Source organism: Streptomyces sp. NPDC055099 (assembly GCF_053607685.1).
This window is the reverse complement of record NZ_JBSGUA010000006.1, coordinates 185,665-209,411: the sequence shown is the minus strand read 5'-3', so window position 1 is coordinate 209,411 and position 23,747 is coordinate 185,665. Positions and strand designations below refer to the sequence as shown.

Here is a 23,747-nt window from a genome sequence, read left to right as displayed (position 1 = left end):
CAACAGACGTCCCTGTCCGCAACATGCGCGAGTCACTGCCCCCGCAGATCATGAAGAAGCTCTGACAGAACCTGTTCCTCGTACTCCCGAGCAGTGTCGTTGGCCGCGGTCACCCGCAGCTCGTACCTCCACAGTCGGCTGCCGGGCGCGTACTCCCGTAGCAAGGCAACGATCCTTTGGCCTGCGTTGTCGTCGTCAGCCCGGACATGGAGCTGTGCTCCCGATCGTTCCAGGCCGGTGATCAGATCCAGTGCCGCTGATGAAGGCCAGCCGTAAGTACAGACAAGAGGAGCACAACTGACACCGTATTGCTCGGCCGCTGCCTCGACAACCGCGGGGTTCTCACAGACGTAGACGGCGTCCACCCCCGGCGCCATGGACCAGATCCCACGGAGTGAGCGTTGGGTGAGCCACACCGGCTCCCCGACCGTCGCCGCCGCGGCCGCGATGGATACCGCCGACGCCGTACCCGTGAGCGTCAGATTGAGACAAAGCACCGTACTCGAGACCTCGTCGCACACGATGCCTCGTGCTGCCCAGGCTGTCCGCCAGTTCTCACCTGCGGTGATGGTGCCTGGAGTAACACGATCGGCCAAGTTCACGGCCCCGTCTGTCTCGAATGCTGCACACCCGGCGATCAGCACGGCCACAGCTCTGCCGAGTTCGGTGTCCTTGTCCAGCGCGTGTGGATCATCCAAGACGGCAGCAGCGAAGACGGGGAGAGACACCGCCCCCTGGTCGGCTGTTGGTAGCTTCGCCCATACGGCGCCTACCCCGTCCGCCTGGTCCTTCAGGCTTCCGGATCCTGCTCTGGGGCGCGCCCTCAGCCTCAAGAACCAGTGAGCCACCGAGTTCGGAACTCCGGCAGCGGTGAGGCTGCCCAGGGATTCACTGAACTCAGTTTCTCGCTCGGCCTGCTTCTGGGCCTTCAGGACCCGCAGATCGGCTAGCTTTCCCTGACTTTCGGCGAGGGACCTGAGCGTCGCGGATCGAATAGCGAGCGCCTTCTCCAGTGGCTGGACACTGACGCCTTTGCCGGACGTCACCCAGGAGAGTCCGAGGAGTTTCCCGACTTCACGACGCTCCGATTCGGTGAGTTCCACCTTGATCTCACCGCGCACGATGCCCCTTTGCGCGATCCGCCGCCGCACTTCCTCGATGACTTTCCTGGGCCCCGGCAGTTTGGCCCAAGCCAACAGCGAGGCGTCGATGTCGCTATTCGTCACGGAGTTCTCCAGCAGCAGAGAAGAGGTCTGGGGCCGGCTCTTGGCCAGCACGTGCGGCGGTTGCCGCCGCACGTGCCGCCAGGTGGGCTGGGTCTGGGAGCTCGAGAGGCTCCATGCGGCCCGCCGCCCAGAGCATGAGCGTGAGGTCAGCTCCAGGCAGGGGGTGGGGTGCTCGAACGACCTCGTACATGGCGGCGCTGGGCACTGATGCGCTGTTCACGAGAGGCCCCGGGCCGGCGAGGAGATAGTCCATGTCGAATTCGTGGAGCAGCCCGAGGACGCTGGAGCGGTTGGGGCCATCGACGCCATCGAACGCTTCGTCCAGCCACAAAGGCCGCGGGCCTGTTGGGGTGCCCTGGTACATCGTGGCGAGCGCCGCGACGAGGGGCAGCATGAGGGTGACGACGCGGGCGCCTCCGGAGAGTTCTCCGTGTGCGTCGCGTTCGAGTGGTGTCCACCGGCCTGTGCCGATGCGGCTATCGATGACGACGGTGAACCACCGTCGGTAGTCCAGGACTTCGGTCAGGCGGCCGCGCCAGTCCGTCTCGCCTTCGTCCCTGGCTCTGCGTTGGGCTTCCTCAACGCGGCTGCGCAGGAAGAATTGGATCTGGTCTTGAGCTTCCGCCGGCAGGAGATCGAAAGCCTCTCCGCTGAGGGCATCGAGGACCTCGGCGCCATGGGGGTCTTCTTCCAGGGGGGCACGACGGAGCCGGAGGGTAATCCGGCTGGTTCCTGTCGGATGCTGCGCGAGCGTCTGGTTGATGGTCGTTTCTAGCGAGTGGACAGTCTCAAGCCGGTCGCGCAGATGCTCGATGAATGTGGATCCGAGGAGCTTGTCGAGGGTTTCGTGCCATGTCTGGTCGTAGCCCCGTTGGAGCTCCTCGTGCTGCTGTGCCAGCCGGATGAGAGCTTCTCGTGGGCTGTATCCGATGCCCGAGCTGTCGACGACCACTTCGACCATTGGCAGTTCATCGGGGTTGTCGGACTCGATGATGCGCACGGTGCGTCCAGCATTTACTTCCAGGATTGAGCGCACCTGCGTGGTTTCTTCAGCGAGCTTGCGCCATGCCCTCTGGATACGAATGTTCTGTGCGTGGGTGTCTCGCTCAGGCCAGTCCACGAGGTCGATGGCTGCGCGCGCCGCCCGAGCCGCTTCCAACGCGCCGGAAGTTGTTGACGTTTGTTCGGTCTCAATCTCGAAGTCCTCGGCCAGCCCGCAGTCGACCACCCTGTTCCAGTCTGCGGTGGCGTCCTCGCGAACTTGCCTGGCTTTCGCTCGCTCTTCTTCGATCGACTGGAGCTGTGCTTCTGCACCCATACGTTCTTCAACGTGTTGAGAACGCGCCTTCTGCCTGAGCTCGGCCTTGTGCTTTTGCTCCTCAAGGAGCCTGTCGATTTCCTGCACGCGAGCCAGGAGGTCCTGCCCGTCCTTCGAGAGCGCCTCCAGGGCCGTACGAGCCTGTACGTTGAGGAGCTTGGCCTTCTGGCTCAGTGTCTGTGCCTTGTTCTCCTGTTCGGTTGCCCGAGCGGCTTCCCGCGCGGCGATACCTTCCGCGTGCCGTACGTTCTGCCGTTCTCCTTGGAGGACCCGCCGTTCTGTGTTCAAGGTCTGTAGCCGTCTTCCGAGAGCATCGAGCTGCTGCTGGAGCAGTTGGAGCTGCTCGTCTGCTTGGGGCAGGTGATGCGCTTCTCTCCATGAAGAGGCGACGCGTCGTGCTTCAGCAACCTGCTCGTGCAGGTCGTCGAGAAGCTGCTGTTCGGTCGCGAGGCGGCCGGCGGTGTCATCCTTGTGCTTCTCTGCGGCAGCGACGGCACGGACCAGCGTCACGAGAGTTGAGTCGTCCGGGGCGTCAGCCGTGAAAGCCCTGAGCCGCGATAGTCCATCTTGGGCGGTTTTGGCGGTGGTGTTCGCCTTGTCGATCTGCTCGGCGAGCTCATGGAGCTCGTTGCGGAGTGTGTCGATGCGCTGTTCGCGACGGGCCTGCCGCGCCGCGATGCCGATATAACAGGCGCCCTCGTCCAGGGGCTTGCACTGCCCTGTCATGCCTGCAGCCGACCAACGTCCATCCGCCGCGATGTATGAGCCGTTCGTCGGGGACAGTCCAGCGGTGATCCACGCGATGGAGGACAGCATGGCCGTAACCGGCTCGGCCAGGGCTCCGGCATCAGCGGCGGGTGTGAGCATGGCGGCCAGCGATGTGGTGGCCGCCGTCTCACTGCCGGGGGACATCACCGCGTCGATCCCGTCGCGGGCGGCTTCCCACCTGCCGTCGGGAGTGACCCACGCATCGAGGAGACCTGCTGCCGCGAGTGCAGCCTCGATGAGGCCGAGTTCCGCAGCATCTGTTCCGTCAGCTGGGTCGAGAAGTCGCCACAGCGGTGCGCCGTGGGGCGAGGGAAACGCAGGCCTGTCCCGTCGCACCCACCCATACGGGATGGGGGGTGCTTCGTCAGGCTGGTTCTCCAGCTGGTCGATCTCTTTCTGCTTTTCATCCGCCTGTACTTGAAGACCTTCGACTGTCGCTTCGGCCCTGTTCTTCGTCTCCATGAGCAGCTCACGCCGAGGCCCAAGGAAGTCCTGGTCGATGAACTGTCGAAGGACCGGGAGAGCGTCCTTCCCGCGGAGTCGGCTGGCGACCTCGGTCCATGCCTGGACGTGCTGTTCTGACGGTGGGGCTGGGATGTGGACGGACCACTGGCCGATGTGATCTACGAGCCGCTGGCGTTCAGTGTCTGCGTCCTCGATTGCCGAAGTCAGACCCTTGCCTGCTTCACCATCGGTCTCTTTGAGGGTTCGGACTGCTGAGTCCTTCACCGCCACGTCCTGCTGGGCACCTTGAAGGTCTTCGAGCAATCCACGCAGGTGGTCGAGGTGACCGCGCCGTTCCTCGTACGAGGCCTGGGCGCGAGTGTCATCACCATCAGTGATCCACTGCTGGACCGCTTCGGAGAGTCCCGCCTCATGTGCCAGCTGGGCAGCACCTCCGGCTGCCTCCTGGATCTTCTCCTCGTGAGCCAGCACCTCTTCGCTGAGCCGCTGGGCCTCCCCCTCCAACTGGTCAGCGGAGCCCCTGATGCTGTTCGCATGCCCTTCCTGCTCTGCGGCGTCCTCTGCGTGGCGCTTGGCCTCTTCAGCGAGGGTGCGGGCGCGCTCTTGTGCCGTTTCAGCATTGGTGTAGGCGTCCAGTCGGCGGATCTCACCCTGTTCGGTCAGCAGATCGTCTCGCTGCCGCTCCCCCGCCGCTGACTCAGCATCGATCTTGTTGATCTCCTCGACGGCCGTGTCATGGCGTTTGCCCTCGCTGCGCGCCTTGCGGGTGATGTCGTCGAGGCTGCTGTTTGCGGCGACGACATTGTCTGCGGCATGGCGGACCGTCGCTCCTGCCCAAGGCGTCCAAGCGCGCCGGTTGAAGACGCTCAGAGCATCCCGGGCTTGCTGGGCACTGTCACGATCGTTAGTGATCTTCTCCAGCTGGTCCCAGCCGTCGGCGAGCTGACGAATCTCGTGGTCCTTCAGGGGCGGAAAGGCCATCCGTAGTTGCTCGGACAAGAACTTCATGTCGAGGCGCTCGCCAAGCTTGGGGGTTCGGATCACCCGCAACATCCGGACGTAGCTGTCGAGGGCCGTCTCATCGCTGTCGAACACGAGACGCGCGAGGTGTCTCTTGTAGTCCTCCGCCGATTCGCAGCGGTGCCATCCGTCGGTGGCTTCAAGGTCGCTCGCGGGGATGACGGAAGCGCCCTTCACGAGCAGAATGCCGTCGCGGACGCGGGCAGGCCCTTCACATACTGCCCAAGTCAGCGATGGGCGGCCGGATTTGGCACGCTTGGCCTCTGTGTAGAGGAGAGCTGTGACGTACTCGGGACCTGCGGGCGTCGTGCGGCCGTACTCAACCCAGATCCATCCCCGGCTCACCGACTTGGATGCGTCACGTCGGTCCTTGTCGGAATCAGTCGGCTCCACGTAGTACCGGAAGCGTTTCTTGCCGTCCCCGAGGGTGTCGATGAGGTGCGGCCCCGTGTTTCCTGCAAGCATGATCAACGTGGTGAGGGTCATCAGCGTCGACTTGCCGGTCTCGTTGCGTCCCATGAGCTGGGCTCGCCCGTCACTGGCCCAGAACTCTGCTACCTCGAACTCCCACATGTTGACGACGCCGGCGCGCAGCTGCTGCCACCGGTCGGTGCGTGTGGGTTCTGGAAGCCCTCCGGATACTGCCGCTTCACGCCAGCTCAGCAGCTGCTCGGGGGATAGAGCTTCACTGGTGGCTCCGCGGAATTCGAAGCCGGCAGCCTGGGTGGTGTTGTTCACTCTGAGTCCTCCGTGAGGGACGTTGAGCTGTTCCAGCTCGCTGCGGGCTCCGGGTCCCTGTACCTGCCGGCTGCGGCTGTCAGTGTCCAGTTGCCGTCGTTGTCGACGTGGAGAAGGCCCGCGTCGCGCAGCGTTTCTTCGGAGACTGGTCTGATCCGCTCAGGGCGTTGTTTGAAGTAGTCGGTCAGATCGGCGTGATGTTGGCGGTGCAAGTCGGAGGCCAGAGCGTCGACTTGGTGTGCTCTCAGCCAGACGGTTCCATCAGCGTTTCGCTGTCCAATGTTGCCTGCGGCATCGCAGATCCTCAGCGCCACCCATGAAGCTGCGGCTGCCTTGGGCCAGTCGAGCGTCGCGTCTACGGTCCATGCATGGTCGGGGTGGAGGATCAGCACCAGGCCCTCGGCGCGCACTTCGACGGTTCCCCCGGTCATGGTCCGTGCCGCATCTGCCAGGCGGCCAGCCATGCTCGTGGCGTATGCGGCGTCATCTTCGTTGAGGTCGGCGTACAGCAGCGCCGGTGTCTCGATGAGGATGCGCAGCATGCGCGACCAACGGGTTGCGGCAAAGAGCTCCTGCTCGCCTTCTGCTGATGCCGACAGGGCCAGGGCCACAGTGTGGGGGTCAAGAAACTGAAGGAGCGCGGCACGATCTATGTCGTATCCGGCTCCGATACCGGTACGCGCGGCTTCCCAGGCACGCAGCATTTCTTCGTCGCGTGTGCGGCGGACGAGGACTCCGTGTGACTCCAGGCGTCGGACCGCGAGGAGCAGCGTGGAACGTTCATAGCCTTGCTCGGGGTCGTAGGCGGTTACCGGACTCGTCTCGAGGCTGGTGATCACGCGGACCTGGTCCGAAATGGCCTGCAAGGTGGTGGTGGTGTCCCGCTCTTCGCATGCAGCGGCGGCCAGGAGAGCGAGTACGAGCTCTCGTCGCTTGGGGGGCTGCGAGGTGTAGGGGACGGCGATCGTTCCGGCGTGCGGCGTACGGTGAAGCCGGATGATCTGCCCGGCGATGATGAGCCGGTATCCGAGTCTGCGGAACCACTCCGTGAGCTGCCGCTGGTGACGCATGACAAGCCGGTGGAGTTTGCTGTCGTTGGCTGTAGTCACCAGCGACTTGGTCAGGAGTCCGACGAAGGCACTTTGCTCCTCGAACCTCTTGTTGACGGTGAGCGCCTTCATCCTCGTTGAAACTCCAAGGTCACGTCATCGAGCACGACGACTCCTTCGGGAAGCTGGATGGTGGCGGACGACGTGGTTTGGAGGGCTGGAACCATTCGGATCCGCCACCGCGCGTCTTCTGTGGATGCGCTGCGGGATCCATCCGGATGTCTCGTGCCTGACCTCGCGGTGGACAGCATTTCCCAGAGCAAGACCCCTTCTGAGTCCGTGAGTTCGCCCCAGGTGCTCAGCGGCCGTCCGGATCGGCGCAGGATTCCTTCTTCCGCATCGGCGAGCTCTCGACGGGCCTGGGCTGCCTTGCTCCGGGCTACGGCGCGCGCCTGGGAAAGGTCGGGGATGCGCCCCGGGGTCCCTTTCAACGCTTGGTGGCCTCGCGCGCGCAATCGACGGTCTACTGCGGCGGGGGGAGCGTCCCAGAACGATGATCCAGCGGGAGCGGCATCCGGAGCATTGAGGATCAAGTGGACGGGCTGGTAGAGGCCCGTTGCTCTGCGCCAGATGTTCCACGCGGCGTGATCGTCTTCAGCTCGCTCCAACTCCCCGGCTAGAGCGAGTACTTCTGCTCGCCGGCTTACTGCTCCACCCACGGAAAGGAGCGTTCTGTGGCTGCGTAGTACGTCCGGTACGGCGTCTCTGACCTGACGCCGAAGACGTCGTGACTCGTTGTCTCGGCCGCAGAACCAAGCTCTGAGCGTCGCTGCCGCGTCCGTGAGCTCGTGGACTGCATCGGCGAGAACACCATCAGGCACTTCTGCCCCAAGGCGATGGAGAGCGATCGCCCGCCAGGTATCGGCGTCGAGCTCTGCCACCCGCAGTGCAAGAGCCCCGATGGCCGGCGTATGTAGGTCGACGCTCGCTCCCCACACGTCGACGTAGTTGCGCAGCAGGGTGGTGAGAGATTCGATCTTGTCTGCGGTGGGGGCTCCGCTCAAGCCGTGAGCCATCGCTGACTGCCAGCGATGAGCGGCCCGCTGCATGTCGCTCAGAGTCAGCTGAACCTGCGCCCAGGCTGTGTCCGCTGTCTCGTGATCTCGCGTGAGTGCCGCGCTGCAGAACTCCTCGACATGCTTGGCGATCAACGCGGGCCCCAGGAGAGCTGATGTCGAGGTGTCTCGCTGCGCCTGCTCTTGGGCTACGACAAAGCGATGCAACTCTGCGGCTTGTTGGGTGAGTTGGTACCGCTCACGGTTCCGGAGGAAGTCCGTCTCAAGCTCGGCACGGTCCTGCCAGCTCTCGACGGCCCCCCACTTGAACAACTGCACCATCTTCTGGTCGAGTTCAAGGGCCTCCTCTCGAAGGAGATCCTCCGCAACCCCGTGTCCATACCGCTCAGCCGCGTGCTCACGCAGCAGCCGCGGTAGATCCACCCGAGCGACTCCCGTGAGGGATCGCGCCTGAGCTTCCAGGAGCACATCGACAATCAGTCGATACGGGGCAGAATTTCGGACAGTCAAATAGGAGGCGAAGCGAATCCGCCCGGCCAGCCCCGCAAGGGCCCACGCATCAACCTCCGTCGCTGATCCAGCATGCCCACCGCGCTGCCGCGGCAACGCATTCGCGCGAACGTTCGGATTTTCGCTCTTTGTCGCTCGCTCATCCACCGGCGATTCCTCCCCCGCAGCACCTCATTGCGCTACTCAAGGACCGTAGCTTCGGGCACTGACAATCCATCGGCCTTTGTCCCTTACCGCCGATCAAGAAACGTTCCCAGAGAACACTGCTGCGAGACATGACGCCGGTGATTTGACAACCACTGGGCTGTCCAGCCCGCTGGCGTAGGCCCTTGCTTGGCTCGCCTAGGCTCGGGGATGGGCGTGGGGCTGGAGCAGCATGCCCACCGCTTTTCGCATACCGGCCTCACTCGCGGACCTGGCAGTCCCGGTCGATGAGCTGGTCCCCTACCACCGGAACCCGCGTACCGGTGACCTGGACTCGATCACCGAGTCGTTGTCCGTCAACGGCCAGTACCGGCCGATTGTCGTCAACCGCGGCACCCTGACCGGCCGCACGAATGAGATCCTCGCCGGTAACCACACCTTCAAGGCCGCGAAGCAGCTCGGCTGGACAGACATCGCGGTCACTTGGCTCGACGTCGATGACGACGCCGCCGCGAAGATCGTCATCGTCGACAACCGCACCAGCGACCTCGCCGGGTACGACAGCGTGCTCCTGGCGGACATCCTCACCGAACTCCCCAACCTCCAGGGCACGGGCTACGACCAAGACCACCTCGATCAGCTCCTGGACGAGACGGCGCTCCCAGCACCCATCGAGCTACCCACCGACGGCGCGGACACCGGAGCTGCGGCGACGGTGGACTACCTGCAGTGGGGGTTCATGCAGTGGTCCTCCACCCGCGTACGGATCACACAGGCCGAAGTCGAGCTGCTCGACGCGCTGTACAAGAAGTTCGTCGGCGATCACGACTCCGACCTCGGGTTCGGCTGGCACGTCCTCAACGAGGAGCATCGCGCCGAAGAGGGAGCGGTCGCGTGAACCCCCTCGACGTACGCTTCGACCCCGCCTATCCGCTGTCCAAGTTGCGGCCCGCGGACTACAACCCGCGGCGCCTGTCCGAGGAGTCGTTCGTCCGGCTTCAGGGCTCGCTGCGCCGCCACGGCGTCGTGAAGCCCGTGATCCTGAACGCCGACGGAACACTGGTCGCAGGTCACCAGAGGACCAAGGGACTGAAGGCAATCGGCGAGACGACGACGCCGGTGATGATCCTGCCCCAGAAGGTGCGGCTGCAGGACGAGATCAAGTTCAACCTCCTCCACAACCGCGTCGAGACCGAGTCGTCCGTGGCATACGCGGAGCCGGGGCCGATCGGCCAGTGGTGCTGGATCCCATGGCAGACCATCGAAGTTGAAGAGTCGAAGAACCTCCCCTTCCAGCAGGCGATCGGCTTCATGACCGCGGCCCACGGGCCATGGGGCTCGGTGGTGATCGACGACCAGGGCCGCATCGTGCTGAACGCCGAGTACGCGGCCGTCGCCAAGGCTCAACGCTTCGACATCCTCGCCTGGACTTGCGCCTCCTTCGACGCCGGCCAACTTGTGGAGGACCTCACCGGCGAGTACGGCGTCTACGACTGGACCGGCCTCGAAGAGCAGGCCCCTGTATGGAATCAGCACATCGTGCAGCCCAACCGGCTCCGCGAGCACTCCTCGAAGGCGAAGGCGGACAAGGTCCGCTACAAGTCCGAGGTGTGGGAGCGCCTCGTCCTGCCGTGGCTGACCACCTCGCACCGGGTGGTGGATTTCGGTGCCGGGCACGGCGACTACGCCCGGCATCTTCGCGGCAAGGGCTACAAGATCCACGACTACGAGCCGTACCGCACCCTGAAGGGCAAGTACGCCGTCGACATCCGCACCATCGTCGGCCAGATCCGCAGCATCGAACGCGAGTTGAAGGACAATGGCCTCTACGAGGTCGTTGTTCTCGACTCCGTCATCAACGCCACCACATCCCTCAACTACCAGCACTGGGTTCTCACTACCGTCAACGCCCTCTGTGCCGCCGACGGGCAAGTCTGCATCGGCACCCGCAACTTGGAGCGGGAGCTGGCGTACGAGAACTCCGAGCACTCCATCAGCCGCGACTCCACCCGCCTGTCCTTCCTCGACAACGAGAACGTGGACATGCGGTTCGTGCGTGGCAAGTGGCAGCGCATCCGCTACCACACACCCGAGTCTCTCCTCGGTCTGCTGTCCGCCTACTTCGAGGACGTTCAGATCAGCGACACCACCAGGGCCACGGTTAAGGCCGTCTGCAAGGGCCCCCGAGTCCTGCCGATCGAAGAGTACAAAGAGGCGTTCTCGAAGGAATTCAACATGCCCTACCCCAACGAATTCAGGCACGGTAAGCACGAGGGGCTTTCGTCAATTCTGATAGAATTGATTCAGAGTAGAAATTCAATTCAGGAGGGATGAAAGGGATGAATTCGGGGGTGGCCCCAGACAGGGTCCGAATAGAAATAGAAGCCCGGGACAGCTACCGCATCATGTGGCTGGCTGGCATCCGTGAAATCGATCTGACGCAACACTGCCTGAGGACGTTCGGCGAGTGCGACCGGCCACACATCAACACCCATCAGCGAAGGCAGACCCTGCACCTGCCGACGGCGAAACCGCCAGCCGCCTGGTACTTGTGTGCACTGCCGATCCCCTGGGACTGGCCCCGCAATGCTCACCTGGCATTCGAGTATGCGCCGGGTCAGACCTGGGAGGGTGATGCTCTCGTGCCTGGCCTCGGCGTGCATCTGGCCAACGCCCGCCCCATCCTCAACTGGGGCGAGCACACCGTTCCTCTTGATGCCCCATTGCGGCAGTCGAAGCGCCATCGCACCTGCCGGAACTGGCAGTTCGGGTGGTGGCTGCGCCACAATCGGGACGTACCCGATACGGAGCCTGCATTCACGCAGCTCAGCGATGACAGAATGGAGCAACTGCCCCTCATCTGAGAGCTGACGCTTCGGGGGCGGAACCGACAGCTCCGCCCCCAGGTGCGAGCTTTTCGACGTACCTCGCACATCCTGGTGGCGCGATCACAATCGGCTGGTCAGCCATCTTCCTCCGGGACGCTCTTGACCAGAGAAAGGGCAGCGGCCTGCAGCGCGCAGCTCTTGATGTGCTCGGGCAAGCTGTCGAAAGCGCCGCTGTCGTACGGATAGTTGGAGTAGAGAGCGCACAGGAAGGCCTCGAGAGTGTCCTCTCGGTCTGGCTCAGCCCATCCGCGACGTTCGGCGATGCACTGACCGACTCGGTGGTTGATGTCCATGCCGTCAGAGTCGCTTAGTGGCCTGCCCACGAGTCCGTCCAGGTGCTCCAGGGCACGGGGAGTGACGAAGGCTTGGACGTCCCTGTCGTTGCGGACTTGCAGGTAGGAGCGCAGAGTCTCGGTTGTGACGTGGTTCTCCTGGAGGTGACCAGCGATGGTGCCGATCATCAGGTGCATGTGCTCGAGTGCATCGGTAAGCCGGTAGAGGACGATGCGTGCCCAGTCCTTGTAGCCTCGGGCGTAATGGGCCTGGGTGAGCACCTCTCGGAAGTACATGTTCACCGTGTCCACGTGATGGCGGACCAAGTTAGGCAGCTCGTCGGGGACAGGCGCGTCGTACGAGAGAGTGCCGGGCGGTGTGTACTCCGAGCTGGTGACACGGTCGCGGTGATCAAGTCGGTCGGCGCGAATGTGCGCAAGCGACGCAGCGTAAGACCCACCAGCCGCTTCCCGGTGCTGACGGGCTGCATTCTTCCGTGCATGATTGTCGTGCATAGCTCGTCCTTCGGCGGCGGCCCCGTGACCCAGCACGCCTGAACCAGCGGGCTCGACAAGATAATCTTCTGCGATGCTGCGGAGCCGCTTTCGACCGTTGACGCTTCCCCGATCACGGGTCGAGATAGCTGAGGACGGGGCCGTCGCAGGAACTGCCCATCGTGGAAACGAAAGCACACGCCGATCCGTTACGGGGAAGCGGCACGCCAAACTCATCGACTTGCCCGCGGCCGGGCATCGCACAGCAGGTGGCGCTCCGCGAGCGTGACGCTTCGGTGGGGGATCATGGACAGGAGGCGCGGGGCCCTGGGAGTTGTTCATGGGCCGCCCCAACCGCGCCACCCGGGCTGCCATCACACAGCGCCGCGCCGATGCGATCGATCTGAAGCTCGCCGGCGTCGACTGGCTGACCATCGGCCGGAAGCTCGCAGCCGACCCCTCGATCAACTCTGATGGTGTCGCATACCCGCAGGGGTACGGCGTCGACAAGCATAAGCGCGGCCTAGAGCCTCCGTCGGCCAAGCGGCTGATCGAGCTTGCCTGCAAGGACGTCTCCAAGGCTCTCGTTGAGCGCACCACTGCACTGGACACAAATACCGATGAGCTGCGTCAGCTCATGGTGGAGCGACTCGAGCGACTGTTCTTCGGTGTCTACCGAGCCGCGATCCGCAACGGCGACTACCAGGCCGTCGACCGGGCGGTGCGCATCATCGAGCGCAGCAGCCGCCTCCTGGGCCTGGACCGCCCCGTGCGTACAGAGCTGTCGGGGCCGGACGGTGGGGCAGTTCAGGTTGAGACCGCGGGCCTGGACGAGCTGGAGAGGCTGATCAACCTCGCCGGTGGCGACGGTGACGAGGCCTGACGAGGCTGCGGTCCTCCAGGTCTACCGGTCGCTGCCCGCACAGCGCCGCCGTGAGATAGCCGCAGCCTCCACCCCCGAACTGCGCGCCCGGCTCGTGCGGATCGAGCGCGAGCTGGCGATGGACCGCTCCCCCGGCGCGATGGCCTCCGTGCTCACCGACGGCCGGGAAATGCAGGCCCCGCATCTGGGGCTGATCGACGCCGCCTTCGAACAGGTCGCGGCAGGGAAGCCGACCCGGCTGCTGCTGACCATGCCGCCTCGGCATGGCAAGAGTCGCCGCGCTGCCCGCTGGGCACCGCTCTGGTACTTGAGACGGCGCCCGGAGCACCGAGTGATGATCGCCTCCTACTCCTCCGACCTTGCCGACGATCACGGCCGATGGATCCGCGACGCGATCCTCAACTACGGCCCGCAGCTCGGCGTCAGCCTGCGGCCCGGCTCCAGCGCGGCGAACCGTTTCGACCTGGCCAGCACCGAGGGCGGCGCCGTCATGGCCGGTGTCGGCGGTGGCCTCACAGGCAAGGGCGCCCACCTAGCCGTGGTGGACGACCCGATCAAGGACGCCCAGGAAGCGTCCTCGCCCACTATGCGCAAGCGCCTGTGGGAGTGGTGGCAGGCCGTCCTGCTGACCCGCATCGAGCCAGGCGGCTCGGTGATCTTGATTCAGACGCGCTGGGACGAGGACGACCTGGCCGGCCGCGTTCTGGCGGACGAGGGCGACAGGTGGACAGTCATTGATCTCCCGGCTCTCGCCCTGTCCGAGGACGACGCTCTCGGCCGTTCGATCGGTGCACCCCTGTGGCCTGCGCGGTACGACGCCGACGCGCTCACCGAGATCCGCCGCTCGGTTGGCGAGCGTGTGTGGTGGTCGCTGTACATGCAGCAGCCCCGCCCGCAGGACGGCGGCGTGTGGCAGTGGCCGTGGATCACAGAGAACCGGACCAGCGCGGCGCAGCTGCGCGGTATCGACCTGGCCCGCATCGTCGTCGCTGTCGACCCGGCAGGCGGAGAGTCCGCTGTCGGTGACGAGACGGGCATCGTCGCAGCAGCTTCCGATCGCGACGGCCACCTTTACGTCCTTGACGACCGCTCGGGCAATCGCGGTGCGGACGCATGGGGCCGCGAAGCGTGCCTGCTCGCCATCGAGTTGCGGGCCGATGCCATCGTGGTCGAGTCGAACTTCGGCGGCGATATGAGCACGCAAATCCTCCACCAGGCGTGGCAAGGACTCCAACGCGAACAGCGCACGGAGAACATGCTGATACCCGCGGTGCTACCGGTGACTGCCAAGCAAGGCAAGCGACTTCGAGCAGAGCCGATCGCTCAGCTCTACGAGCAAGGCCGTGTCCACCACGTCGGCGAATGGCCCGCATTGGAGCAGCAGATGGTCACCTGGGTCGCAGGGATGGGATCCCCGGACCGCATGGACGCCGCCGTCCACGCCCTCACGCAACTCGCCGACCCTAAGACATCCGGGACCGCCCGAGCTTCGTACGGTGATCACCGGCTCTCCGGCCGCCGATAGTAATGGCCCTGAGTTGAGGCAGCAGGCGCCCAAGCCCTGGAGTCCACCTTGATGAACGGCTTGTCTCCCAAGCGGGCGCCTCCGATCGCCTAGGGTGAAGGAGGCGCGGGGTCAACGTTACGGATCAGTCCTCATGGGCCTGCGCACCTTCTTGACCGACGCCTGGTCGTGGCTCAACTACAAGCCAGTGATGGCCGGTACGTACGACGGGCGACCACACCGGGCGCTCATCCCGGAGCTGCAAGCAACGTGGCTCCCAGACGAGGCGGTACGTCGGCTCGCCGCGTACAAGCTGCTGGCCGCCTACGACAGTAACCAGGCGGGCGAGCTTGCCAGCCTCGCCGGCAACGAGGCCGCGGCCGAACGGCGAGAGTTCGGTGATCCGTCCACATTCGTGGACACGACGCTCGCGCACTTGCTTGGGAAGTCGCAGCAGATCATCGTGCCGGGTGCTGAGCACGCCAAAGACGATGATGCGACGCCGGAAGCCGTGGCAGCGGCCAACGTGCAGCAGCGGCTGAGGGACTGGGCCGAAGCGGAACTGCTGTCGCTGCGTATGCAGGCTGCCGAGCGCAAGGCCGTTCTGCTGGGTGACGGCCTCTATCTGCTGGCGTGGGACCCGGAGAAGCGGCGGGTTCGGCTGAAGACCTATGACCCCGGCTTCTACTTCCCTGTCCTCGAGGACGACGCTGATCCGGGTGACTACCCGCATCGCGTGCACCTGGCATGGGAGATCCCAGAAGACCCGAAGAGCGGGCTCAAAGCCCGGCTGCGGCGAATCACCTACGAACTCGGCCCAATCCAGCTGGACAGCGGAACGCGAGAACAGCACAGTCCTCAAGCCGGGTTGGGTGGGCCCATCGTCCAGTTCGGAGACAGGTATAATCCTGGATCCGGCCGCGTCGAGCGGACGTATCCATGGGCTCCCGACCTACCGTCTGACGTCACCTGCTACCTGACCGATGCTGAGTGGTTCGTCGACGACCTTCGGCGCGGCCAGACCATCGATGACCTGCCGCTGGACAAGGCCCACTTCCGTACTCGTACCGACGGACAGGTGCTGCACCGGCTGGATCTGCGACTGGACTTCATTCCGCTCGTCCACATCAGCAACACGGTGGAGGATGGGGAGCACTTCGGGCAGTCCACGCTTGCCAAGGTCATGCAGGCATTGGATGAGCTGGCAGAGACGGACACCGACTCGGCCCGTGCCTCCGCCACCACGGGCGCACCCATCATCGGCCTGGCCGGGGCCCGCCCGGAGGTCGACCGGGTCACCGGCCGGCCCAAGCCTCTTGCCGTCGAACCAGGCACGATCTTCACGTTGGCTGACGGCGGCCGAATGGACGTCCTGGACACCTCGCACCAGCTCGCTGAACTCCGCGCCCGTGTAGAGGAGATACGCGAGCGGGCCGCGGTCAACGCCCGTCTCCCCGCGGTCAGTCTGGGCACTGTTGACCCCTCCGACGTGCCCAGCGGCTACGCACTCCAACTGTCTCTGGGCCCGCTTGACTCTCTCGTCGATTCACTGCGCCTAGCCCGCGCACACAAGTACGCGCTGCTGCTGAAGATGGTGCAGCGCATCCACCAAGCGGGCTACGCCGACGGGTGGCCGCATGGCACGCCGCTTCCAACTCGGATCGTGTTTGGTCCGCATACCCCGACTGATCGCACGGCGATCCTGGACGAGGTGATCCGGGGGGTCACTGCAGGCGTCCTATCGCTGGAGACGGGCATCCGCATGCTGCAGGACGCCGGCTACCCCATCGAGGATGCCCGTGGAGAGGTCAGCCGCATCACCTCGGGGCAAGGCACTCACGTCGGTGATAAGACCCGGCAGTCTGCGACGAGCCGACCATCCGGCAAGTGATCACCAACTGAAGGGCCTCACCCGTACCCGAGCAGGACGAGGGGCGGACTGCGCATCATCCCGCTGTGCCCCATGAGGACACGCTGGCCAATCTAGGCAAAATAGCCACGCTAGCCTCCGCGACTGCATATTCTATTAGCCAGCCAGACACCTCAAAACACACAATAATAGGAGTCCGGCAACGGAACCTCAAAGAGCACCCCTAATTTTAACGAAAGGAGGGGATGACGGGAAAGTGGAATTTCTACAGACGGATGGGATATACTCTTACTCGATTCACTTACTTGCAAAGCTGCCGGGGTTGAAATGACAGACATTGACGGAATCACTCCTCCCGCACAAGAGAGGACGGCTGAAGTTCATGAGGGAGACGCCTATGACCTCATGGACAAGGTTCCGGCAGAGTCCGTCGACCTAATCATCACGTCACCCCCTTACTGGGGCCTTCGCACTTACGGCCTTGACCATAACGAGGACATCCTCAAGGAATGGGAAGCCGAGGGCGGTAGCAAGGAGCAGGCGCCGTCGTACGACTGGTACCGGCTGCACGGTGGCTGCCTCGGCTTGGAACCCCTGCCCGAGTGGTACGTGAGCAACCTCGTCGAGATTTTCCAGCGAGGCGCAAAGGCACTCAAGCCGGGCGGCAGCATTTGGATCAACATTGGCGACACCTACTTCGCTCGCTGGTCGAGCATCCGCATGGATGGCCGCCAAGGGCTCGGCGATAATCCGCGGATGCGCCGGAAAACCCCAATGGGCGGGTTTCGCCAGGAGAAGCAGATGTTGCTGATTCCTGCGCGTTTTGCGATCGCCATGCAAGACAAGCGATGGATTCTTCGCAATGATGTCATCTGGGAGAAGCGCAACGTCCCGCCGCGGCCGGAGAAGGATAGGCTGCGACTCGCACACGAGCACTTTTTCCACTTCGTGAAGCGCCCAAAGGAAGGGCGTGCGAAGTACTACTACGACATGTCTGCCGTGGAAGACGGGGCACGAGACGTGGTTCGGGTTAACGCAGCACCAGGATCAGACGGCCACTCGGCAACCTTCCCCGCGAACCTGATTGAGCCGCGAATCCTTAGTTCGTGCCCACCGAACGGCCTTGTGCTGGATCCGTTCTGCGGGACCGGCAGGTCGCTGGCGGTGGCAGTCAAGAACGGACGCCGCGCACTGGGCTTCGAGATCACCTCGCAGTTCTCGACATCTGCCCGCGCCAACGTTACGGATTCGACGTTCGCCTCTGCTGTAGAAGACGAAGCAGACCTGCCGGCGCAGAAGGCAGACGAGCCGCAATCCCAGCTGTTCTAAAGCTAGAAAAGACCATTCTGACTGGGCACCGTCTTTGCCTTCTTCCGCGCTTTTTCTACAAAGTCGGAGCGACTGGCGGTGCCCACGGTGCTTGAAGTCATGGCCTGTAGATAGTTGGCCAGGGTCGTGCGTGCAACCTCTACCAGTTCGAGCGGGAACATTCCCTCAGAATCCGACTGCCGACCGTAGTCAAACCCGGCGAAGGTTATATCCCACGGCTCCCCCTCCTCGACGGGAGCGAAGTCAATCCGGGCTCGAAGTTGCTTCAGTACGCTCTGCTGCATAATGACGTAGAGGGGGACGTCTATGTTTTTCAGATATTCCCCTTTAGTAGCCACCTGCGTCCCTAGACGCTTGCTGACGTTACTCGTATTCACGCCATAATCCACGGTATCCTTGCGGCCCTTGAGGTTTGCCTCCTCCGTGAAATATTGCCGCCAGTTAGCTACGTCATCTTCTTCCCATGCCTTCCAGGCAGGCCCTACCCCACCGCCTCGAAGGTCGATCGCCTGAGTTTCGATTGCGATGATTCGCGTGTCGTCGGGATAGGCGGGGTCGTCGCAAAATGCGACATAGTCGATGTTGAGCTTGGCCGGCTTACTCGTGGCCTGGACCTCGGGAACCAGAGTGGCCCGCTGGTCCGGAAAGTAATCTCCCACTGCCCACTCGACTGGAGAACCATCCAGCCGGTGATCACAGACCGCATAGGTGACCTGCTCGCCCTTATTCCAGTCCGCAGAATAGGTCACCGAACAGTACCCGTATCCGTACTGCCGATACTTTTCGCACAAGCCATCAGCAAAGGGACAAGTCTTCTCTTCCCGTGCCTTCGCCGCACTTGGAGAGTCACTGTCGTGGGCATACCCAAATGCCTCAACGATCGGGAAAACGGTCCCGCGTCCATTTTTGCTGGTTCCCTGCGCCATCTGGGCATCATAATCGCCGTGGCCTGCTGCGACACCCGACTTGATCAAACTCCAGCAGCCTGCCCGGCCAAGGGCTGGAACGCGTCGCGGCTGGCTCGAATCATGCTCGGCGCTCACGCCCCGACCCGACCATGATCCTGGATGAGGTCCGAGCAGTCACTGCCAGCACACGATGCAGGACGCCGCCGGATCACAGCGCGCCAGGAGCACCCCGAGACGCTGATCCAGGAGACGGTCAGTCCTGCTGCTTCTTCATCGTCTCGAACCGTTCACGCTGCTTCTCCGGCGCCAAGCGCAGCTTCTCCTCGGAAGCCTTGGTCTTCGTACCGCCGCGCCACTCGGTGACATATGTGCCTTCGCCACCCGGCACGTTGTCGATGCGCGTGACGAACATGCAGTCACCTGCGAAGTCGTTGAACTCAGGGCCGATCCGCTTCCCTTCCTTCGGCGCGCGCGCCGAGGCAAACCGCTTTGCCCGTCCTCGTCGTATATGGCGGTCTCTTCTTCTGAGGCTGCCGTGCGTACGCACGAGTCCACGGTGGAGCCCAGCACTATGGACTCCCCGTGCGCCACGGACACTTCGAACGCGGTGAACGGGCCTCGGTCCACCCAGGGTTGCCACACCCACACCCACACAGTCACACCGGCAGCTACAGCCGTGACACCGAGACCAGCTTCCCACTGGATAGCGCGCTTCTTCCGCGGCCCGCTTCGTGAGCGAAACGTCCCCATTGCCAGTCACAGACCCCCCTCACAGGCATGAAGATGATCACGCCAGGTGTATCGGACACCCCCAAGTGGCGTGTGGAGGTATCTGACGGCGGTACGCGGGATGTTGCGTTGGCCTACGTAGACTCGACCTCGGCGCGGGGCCATCTGGGAGCAGCACACTTTGAGGACTCGCAGCCTGCCCGCACCGTCCACCGTGCTCGGTTACCGCGGCGATGGCCGCCCGATCTTTCCGGTACTCGGCGCCTCGCCGGACGACGACTCAAACGGTGACGAGGCGGCCGTCAGCCTCAGTCAGAAGCACCTCAGCACCCTCATGGCCAGGGAGAAGGACCAGGGCGGCCGAGCAGCGGTCCGCAGTCTGATCGACAAGCTGGGCTTCTCAAGTGCCTCCACCCTGGAAGAGTTCATCACCGCCGTCCGCAAGGCCGAACAGGAGCAGCTCACCGAGACCGAGCGACGCGAGCAGGCACTCGCCGAACGAGAGCAAGCCGCTCTTGCCCGTGAGAATGCGGCCGTTGCTCGCGAGCGAGAGGCGACGCGCCGCACACTGCTGGCCAGTGCCGGAGCGACGGGCTGTGATCTCGACGATGCCGTTGCTCTCCTGCGCGTGGCTGACAACGCGGACGAGACCGCGTTCGGCGAGGCCGTCCAGGAGCTGAAGGACCGGCGGCCCGAGCTGTTCGCCCAGCCAGCTCCCCCGGCCCCGGCTGCGCCTGGTGGTGCTCCTGCGTCGGTTCCACCGCCGAGGCCCGGCAACATCGAGAGCAAGCCTGGCGCGGGTGGTCTAGAGATGGCCCGGCGTCGCGGTCTGGTCCCCGACCCCGGATAGCCCGGCCCTCCCTCCGCCTTTCACGCTCTGGGGACCACGCCCCGCTCTCTCCTCGTGGACCGCGCCACCACCCCGGTGAGTGCGCGACCGCACCCTGCACCACCTGGAGGAAGCGGCTTGAGTATCCAGCCGTACACCACCTCCGTGACGGTCACCGCCGATCGGGACTGGCTCGCGTCCCGGCACGGCACCGACTCCACGGAAACCATCACCCTCGACCTGACCAAGCTCACCAAGAACACTCACTATGTCGAGCCGACAGCCGCGCAGCCGCATGGCTATGTGCGGTCCGGTGTCCCGGTCGGCCGCATCACGGCCTCCGGCCTGTACGGGCCCTACGATCCGGCAGCCAAGGACGGTCGGGAAGTCCTCGCCGGCTTGGTGTACGCCGAGGCGGCGTTCACGCCCGGCACGGCCAAGGTCCCCGCGGCACTGTTCTGGCACGGCACTGTGAAGACCGCGAAGATCCCCGGCGGCATCGACCCGACGGAGATCGCCTACAACCCGGCGGCAGCGCAGATCCGCTTCATCGGGCCGGTGAGCGCATGAGTGTCGCCGACCTCCTCAAGGGCGTCTCCGTCGCGGACCTGACGGTCTACGCCCGATCCATCCCCAACCCGTCCGACTTCCTCCTCACCCAGAGCGTCTTCGCCGAGACGCAGGTGAAGGATGTGAAGTGGCGGGTCCGGCAGTCCAAGCGGCGCGTCAACACCGCCTCCTACCGCGCCTACGACGCATCGGTGCCGTTCGCGAAGCGGCAGGCCGAATCCACCCAGACCGAAGGCACCCTCCCCGCACTGGGCCAGAAGCTCCTCGTCGGAGAAATGGAGCAGCTACTCCTCGACGCCTCACGTGGAGCGGACGAGGACCGCCTGGTCGAGCTGCTGTACGACGACGTGGAACGGCACGTCGAAGCCATCCGCTCCCGTCTCGAACTTGCCGCCGGTGACGTGCTGCTGGACGGAAAGTTCAGCCTGGCCGGAGAGAACGGCCTGACTGTCGAGGTCGACTACGGCGTACCGCAGGCCAACATGCCCACCGCGCCGAAGCCGTGGTCCGCGCCGGATGCCGATCCGATCGCAGATGAGCTGCGGTGGATCGACTACCTCGACTCCATCGGCGCACCCGCACCGGAGATGGTCCTCACTTCTCGCAAGGCCTGGTCGCATCTGGTCAGCAACCAGTCCTACCGGGCCGCGTACTACGGCACCCCGGCCGGTGGGCAGACTCCGACGGCAACACTGAACCCAGAACAGGTCAATTCGGTGCGCGGCACGTACGGGCTGCCGCCCGTGACGTTCTACAAGGCGCAGGTGTGGCAGGACGACGCCTCCAAGCGGGTCCTGCCGGATGACCGATGGATCATGCTGCCTCCGGACCGCGCGAAGTGGGGTCAGACCCAGTACGGCACCACCACCGAGTCCCTGGCTCTGTCGCGCGGCACGAATCCGCAGATCGAGCGGGAAGACGCCCCCGGCGTCGTCATCACCCGCGACGTCCAGGACGACCCCGTGCAGATTTGGACCAAGGGCGCCGCCGCGGCGATGCCGGTTCTGTACTCGCCGGACTGCCACATCACCGCGACCGTACTGTGAGCGCCGCCGTGAAGTCGCTCGGCGTCCTCGCCGCGACCGTCCATGTTCTCGACCCGGTGGAGCACATCCCCGTGGTGCTGCTCTCCGGCGAGCACGTGTCGGATCCCGCCCTGGCCGATCAGATCACCAATCCCCGCTGCTGGGAGGGCGAGCAGCCGCCTGCTCAGACCAGCAAGCCGTCCGCCCGGAAGGCATATCCCGCCTAGGGCCGACCCGCGCGGCGGGGAGGAGCTGATGCCGTGTCTCCTCCCCGCCGCCTCTTCGAGGAACTGTGTGAACAGCGACGTACTGCGCTGGCTCCAGGCCCAGCTCGGGCCGGAGACCGATGCCCGCGACTTCACCAGCCGATACGGGCGGCTGAACTCTGCCAAGGCTGTCGCCCTGGAGGTGCTCCACGAACGCATCGCCGCACTCGTTGCCGAGCCGCTCAAGGTCACCATCAGCGGAGTCGCCACCATCGACAACTCCGCCAACGTCGCTGCCCTGGAGCGCCGTGCGGCACAACTAATCGATGAGACAGCTCCCGACGATCCGCCCGCCACATCCCACGACCTCATGACCACAGTCCCTTTGTGCGCGCGGCCCAGGCGGTGAGCCACTGTTGCGACCGGCCCGCCCACGGGATCCTGCTGACCGGTTCGCCTCGGTTGAGGCTCTGGCGGCATGGGGTGGCGTATGCGGTAGGCGCTGTTGATCTCTTTACTGTCGTGGTGAGCGCAGCGTCTCGTCGGCCGCGCCTGCGCGAGAGATCTCGAACGCGATCAACGGTCACAGAAGGCAACGGACAACAGTTCGCCTGCACAGGGTGCAGTCGGCTGCGGGTGGGCCAGCGGCCATCTACAGTCTGTGGAAGGTTTTGGCGGGCGCCCCGTGCGCACATCGGCATGACGGACGACGCTCACCCGAGCGATTGAACAAACCACATGCATGACGCGTCCTGGATCCCGATAGTGGCTGCATGGATCCGCTTGTCGTTGCCCGCGCCGTTGTAAAGGAGCGTCATCCTACCGCTCGTGCCACCCCTTGCTCGGGGATGGGACAGACCTGCTCGCTGAGACTTCCCACCCGCTCGTCGCCGCCAAGTCCCCCTCAGGCGACTCTGACCGGTACGGCACAATCGCGGTCACTGGGCGGGCACAACGATGGGGGTGGGAACGTGGGGCTTTTTGGCTCGCGAAGCCGACGTAAGGGCATACCGAACGAGCCGGCCCTGCTGGGTGAGGCTGCTGAGAACCCCGGTGGCAGCGTCGCTGAGATTGACCCGACGTACATCGACGACCCGAACGGCTACGTACCTCCCGAGGCAATCCATGGCGCGTGGTTGGTGGATAGCACCGGGAAATTGACAGGTGAGTACCAGCAGAATCCCCGTCACGGGCCGCCACAGGACGACTTCAGCAAGCTCACTGACCCTGATCACTGGCTTGGCTGGCTCGGCGATGATCCCGCCACCGCTGTCCGGAAGGGCATCGAGGAGTCCTTGCGAGCCCAGGTGGCCGACGCAGTGGTCCAGTGGGTCAAAATCCTTGAAACACCCCGGTTTCTCACGGTTGGGCGTCAACCTTCTGAGGACGAACAGGTCATGGTCGTCACCCGCGCGGCACTCGCCGCGCCGTTCGCGTTGTCCGTGCACACAACGCAGCACGGGCGCTCCATCCTCCTGGGGGTATTCACCTGGGCAGCGGTGAACCTCGCACCGCCCAAAGTCCGCAAGGATCGGCACTGGTTTGACCTAGGCGTCGAGCTGGAATGGGCCGGTGAACGGCTTCAAGGGCGCATCTACGAGGTTGACGGCGAGGGCGGCACCGCCGAGCGGTAGAGCGCCCCACTCTCTACCGGCGGTCAGAGCGGATACATGACGCCGTAGGTGGCTCGGTAACCACACCCATCGCAACCCCCGCGCGCGCATCGGCCTCTCAGTGACGATACGGGAGCCGGCGGCGCATCTGTAGACCGCAGGAGGATACCCTCCGCGTCTCAGCTTGAAGCCGCGTCTGTGACCGTCGCTCACCGAACGACACTGTCACCGGTCAGGCAGTAGTGCGCTCGCACCGGGGCTGCAACGAGCCACGTGACCACCTTCTGGCCAGTGGACCGGGGGCGCAGTATT

Annotated in this window: 20 protein-coding genes; 13 read left to right on the top strand and 7 right to left on the bottom strand. The window is 64.5% G+C overall.

What is annotated here, in order from left to right:
* Positions 1–32 precede the first annotated feature (32 nt).
* The 4 genes from ACWFRU_RS17885 to ACWFRU_RS17870 are packed head-to-tail and all read right to left on the bottom strand — an operon-like array spanning position 33 to position 8,317.
* Entirely contained in the window at positions 33–1,226 is a 1,194-nt protein-coding gene (locus ACWFRU_RS17885) for a TIGR02679 domain-containing protein (RefSeq protein ID WP_453687970.1), read from the bottom strand.
* On the bottom strand, positions 1,216–5,535 hold the full coding sequence (locus tag ACWFRU_RS17880; RefSeq protein ID WP_453687968.1) for a TIGR02680 family protein: 4,320 nt from the start codon (positions 5,533–5,535) through the stop codon (positions 1,216–1,218). The genes ACWFRU_RS17885 and ACWFRU_RS17880 overlap by 11 nt, the downstream gene beginning before the upstream one ends.
* On the bottom strand, positions 5,532–6,716 hold the full coding sequence (locus ACWFRU_RS17875; RefSeq protein WP_453687966.1) for a DUF2398 family protein: 1,185 nt from the start codon (positions 6,714–6,716) through the stop codon (positions 5,532–5,534). Before ACWFRU_RS17875 ends, ACWFRU_RS17880 begins: the two co-directional genes overlap by 4 nt.
* Complete coding sequence (locus tag ACWFRU_RS17870; protein WP_453687964.1) at positions 6,713–8,317, bottom strand: DUF2397 domain-containing protein; 1,605 nt, start codon at positions 8,315–8,317, stop codon at positions 6,713–6,715. Before ACWFRU_RS17870 ends, ACWFRU_RS17875 begins: the two co-directional genes overlap by 4 nt.
* A 229-nt stretch (positions 8,318–8,546) precedes the next feature.
* On the opposite strand from ACWFRU_RS17870, the gene ACWFRU_RS17865 reads away from it, so the two are divergent.
* The 3 genes from ACWFRU_RS17865 to ACWFRU_RS17855 all read left to right on the top strand — a co-directional run bounded on the left by ACWFRU_RS17865 (position 8,547) and on the right by ACWFRU_RS17855 (position 11,178).
* Positions 8,547–9,212 carry a ParB/RepB/Spo0J family partition protein gene (locus tag ACWFRU_RS17865; protein ID WP_453687962.1) on the top strand — a complete coding sequence of 222 codons (666 nt, stop codon included), beginning with the start codon at positions 8,547–8,549 and terminating at the stop codon, positions 9,210–9,212.
* Complete coding sequence (locus ACWFRU_RS17860; RefSeq protein WP_453687961.1) at positions 9,209–10,648, top strand: methyltransferase domain-containing protein; 1,440 nt, start codon at positions 9,209–9,211, stop codon at positions 10,646–10,648. The genes ACWFRU_RS17865 and ACWFRU_RS17860 overlap by 4 nt, the downstream gene beginning before the upstream one ends.
* A 71-nt stretch (positions 10,649–10,719) precedes the next feature.
* Positions 10,720–11,178 carry a hypothetical protein gene (locus tag ACWFRU_RS17855; protein ID WP_453687959.1) on the top strand — a complete coding sequence of 153 codons (459 nt, stop codon included), beginning with the start codon at positions 10,720–10,722 and terminating at the stop codon, positions 11,176–11,178.
* 98 nt (positions 11,179–11,276) lie between these two features.
* On the opposite strand, the gene ACWFRU_RS17850 is transcribed toward ACWFRU_RS17855, so the two are convergent.
* Positions 11,277–11,990: a hypothetical protein gene (locus tag ACWFRU_RS17850; protein ID WP_453687957.1), complete on the bottom strand. Its 714-nt coding sequence runs from the start codon at positions 11,988–11,990 to the stop codon at positions 11,277–11,279.
* A gap of 319 nt (positions 11,991–12,309) precedes the next feature.
* On the opposite strand from ACWFRU_RS17850, the gene ACWFRU_RS17845 reads away from it, so the two are divergent.
* The 4 genes from ACWFRU_RS17845 to ACWFRU_RS17830 all read left to right on the top strand — a co-directional run bounded on the left by ACWFRU_RS17845 (position 12,310) and on the right by ACWFRU_RS17830 (position 17,555).
* A complete protein-coding gene (locus ACWFRU_RS17845; protein WP_453687955.1) occupies positions 12,310–12,852 on the top strand; it encodes a hypothetical protein in 543 nt (180 codons plus the stop codon).
* Positions 12,830–14,377 carry a phage terminase large subunit family protein gene (locus ACWFRU_RS17840; RefSeq protein ID WP_453687954.1) on the top strand — a complete coding sequence of 516 codons (1,548 nt, stop codon included), beginning with the start codon at positions 12,830–12,832 and terminating at the stop codon, positions 14,375–14,377. The genes ACWFRU_RS17845 and ACWFRU_RS17840 overlap by 23 nt, the downstream gene beginning before the upstream one ends.
* A gap of 133 nt (positions 14,378–14,510) precedes the next feature.
* Entirely contained in the window at positions 14,511–16,247 is a 1,737-nt protein-coding gene (locus ACWFRU_RS17835) for a hypothetical protein (RefSeq protein ID WP_453687952.1), read from the top strand.
* A gap of 384 nt (positions 16,248–16,631) precedes the next feature.
* Positions 16,632–17,555 carry a DNA methyltransferase gene (locus ACWFRU_RS17830; protein ID WP_453687950.1) on the top strand — a complete coding sequence of 308 codons (924 nt, stop codon included), beginning with the start codon at positions 16,632–16,634 and terminating at the stop codon, positions 17,553–17,555.
* 2 nt (positions 17,556–17,557) lie between these two features.
* On the opposite strand, the gene ACWFRU_RS17825 is transcribed toward ACWFRU_RS17830, so the two are convergent.
* Together ACWFRU_RS17825 and ACWFRU_RS17820 are read right to left on the bottom strand one after the other, a co-directional pair.
* On the bottom strand, positions 17,558–18,598 hold the full coding sequence (locus ACWFRU_RS17825) for a hypothetical protein (RefSeq protein WP_453687948.1): 1,041 nt from the start codon (positions 18,596–18,598) through the stop codon (positions 17,558–17,560).
* A gap of 118 nt (positions 18,599–18,716) precedes the next feature.
* A complete protein-coding gene (locus ACWFRU_RS17820; RefSeq protein WP_453687946.1) occupies positions 18,717–19,010 on the bottom strand; it encodes a hypothetical protein in 294 nt (97 codons plus the stop codon).
* A 363-nt stretch (positions 19,011–19,373) separates the two neighbouring features.
* Here ACWFRU_RS17820 and ACWFRU_RS17815 point away from each other — a divergent pair, with 363 nt between their 5' ends.
* The 6 genes from ACWFRU_RS17815 (at position 19,374) to ACWFRU_RS17790 (ending at position 23,456) form a co-directional block, all read left to right on the top strand.
* Entirely contained in the window at positions 19,374–20,042 is a 669-nt protein-coding gene (locus ACWFRU_RS17815) for a hypothetical protein (protein ID WP_453687944.1), read from the top strand.
* 117 nt (positions 20,043–20,159) lie between these two features.
* A complete protein-coding gene (locus tag ACWFRU_RS17810) occupies positions 20,160–20,591 on the top strand; it encodes a head decoration protein (RefSeq protein WP_453687942.1) in 432 nt (143 codons plus the stop codon).
* A complete protein-coding gene (locus ACWFRU_RS17805) occupies positions 20,588–21,637 on the top strand; it encodes a major capsid protein (protein WP_453687940.1) in 1,050 nt (349 codons plus the stop codon). Before ACWFRU_RS17810 ends, ACWFRU_RS17805 begins: the two co-directional genes overlap by 4 nt.
* Positions 21,634–21,843, top strand: a complete 210-nt coding sequence (locus ACWFRU_RS17800) for a hypothetical protein (protein WP_453687938.1) — start codon at positions 21,634–21,636, stop codon at positions 21,841–21,843. The genes ACWFRU_RS17805 and ACWFRU_RS17800 overlap by 4 nt, the downstream gene beginning before the upstream one ends.
* 67 nt (positions 21,844–21,910) lie before the next feature.
* On the top strand, positions 21,911–22,231 hold the full coding sequence (locus ACWFRU_RS17795) for a hypothetical protein (RefSeq protein WP_453687936.1): 321 nt from the start codon (positions 21,911–21,913) through the stop codon (positions 22,229–22,231).
* A 562-nt stretch (positions 22,232–22,793) separates the two neighbouring features.
* Entirely contained in the window at positions 22,794–23,456 is a 663-nt protein-coding gene (locus tag ACWFRU_RS17790; RefSeq protein ID WP_453687935.1) for a hypothetical protein, read from the top strand.
* The last annotated feature ends 291 nt before the right edge of the window (positions 23,457–23,747 follow it).

Coding starts and splice junctions, on each gene's coding strand:
- ACWFRU_RS17875 (WP_453687966.1), bottom strand. CDS start 6,716: ATGAAGGCGCTCACCGTCAACAAGAGGTTCGAGGAGCAAAGTGCCTTC.
- ACWFRU_RS17865 (WP_453687962.1), top strand. CDS start 8,547: ATGCCCACCGCTTTTCGCATACCGGCCTCACTCGCGGACCTGGCAGTC.
- ACWFRU_RS17855 (WP_453687959.1), top strand. CDS start 10,720: ATGTGGCTGGCTGGCATCCGTGAAATCGATCTGACGCAACACTGCCTG.
- ACWFRU_RS17850 (WP_453687957.1), bottom strand. CDS start 11,990: ATGCACGACAATCATGCACGGAAGAATGCAGCCCGTCAGCACCGGGAA.
- ACWFRU_RS17845 (WP_453687955.1), top strand. CDS start 12,310: ATGGGCCGCCCCAACCGCGCCACCCGGGCTGCCATCACACAGCGCCGC.
- ACWFRU_RS17835 (WP_453687952.1), top strand. CDS start 14,511: ATGGGCCTGCGCACCTTCTTGACCGACGCCTGGTCGTGGCTCAACTAC.
- ACWFRU_RS17830 (WP_453687950.1), top strand. CDS start 16,632: ATGGACAAGGTTCCGGCAGAGTCCGTCGACCTAATCATCACGTCACCC.
- ACWFRU_RS17805 (WP_453687940.1), top strand. CDS start 20,588: ATGAGTGTCGCCGACCTCCTCAAGGGCGTCTCCGTCGCGGACCTGACG.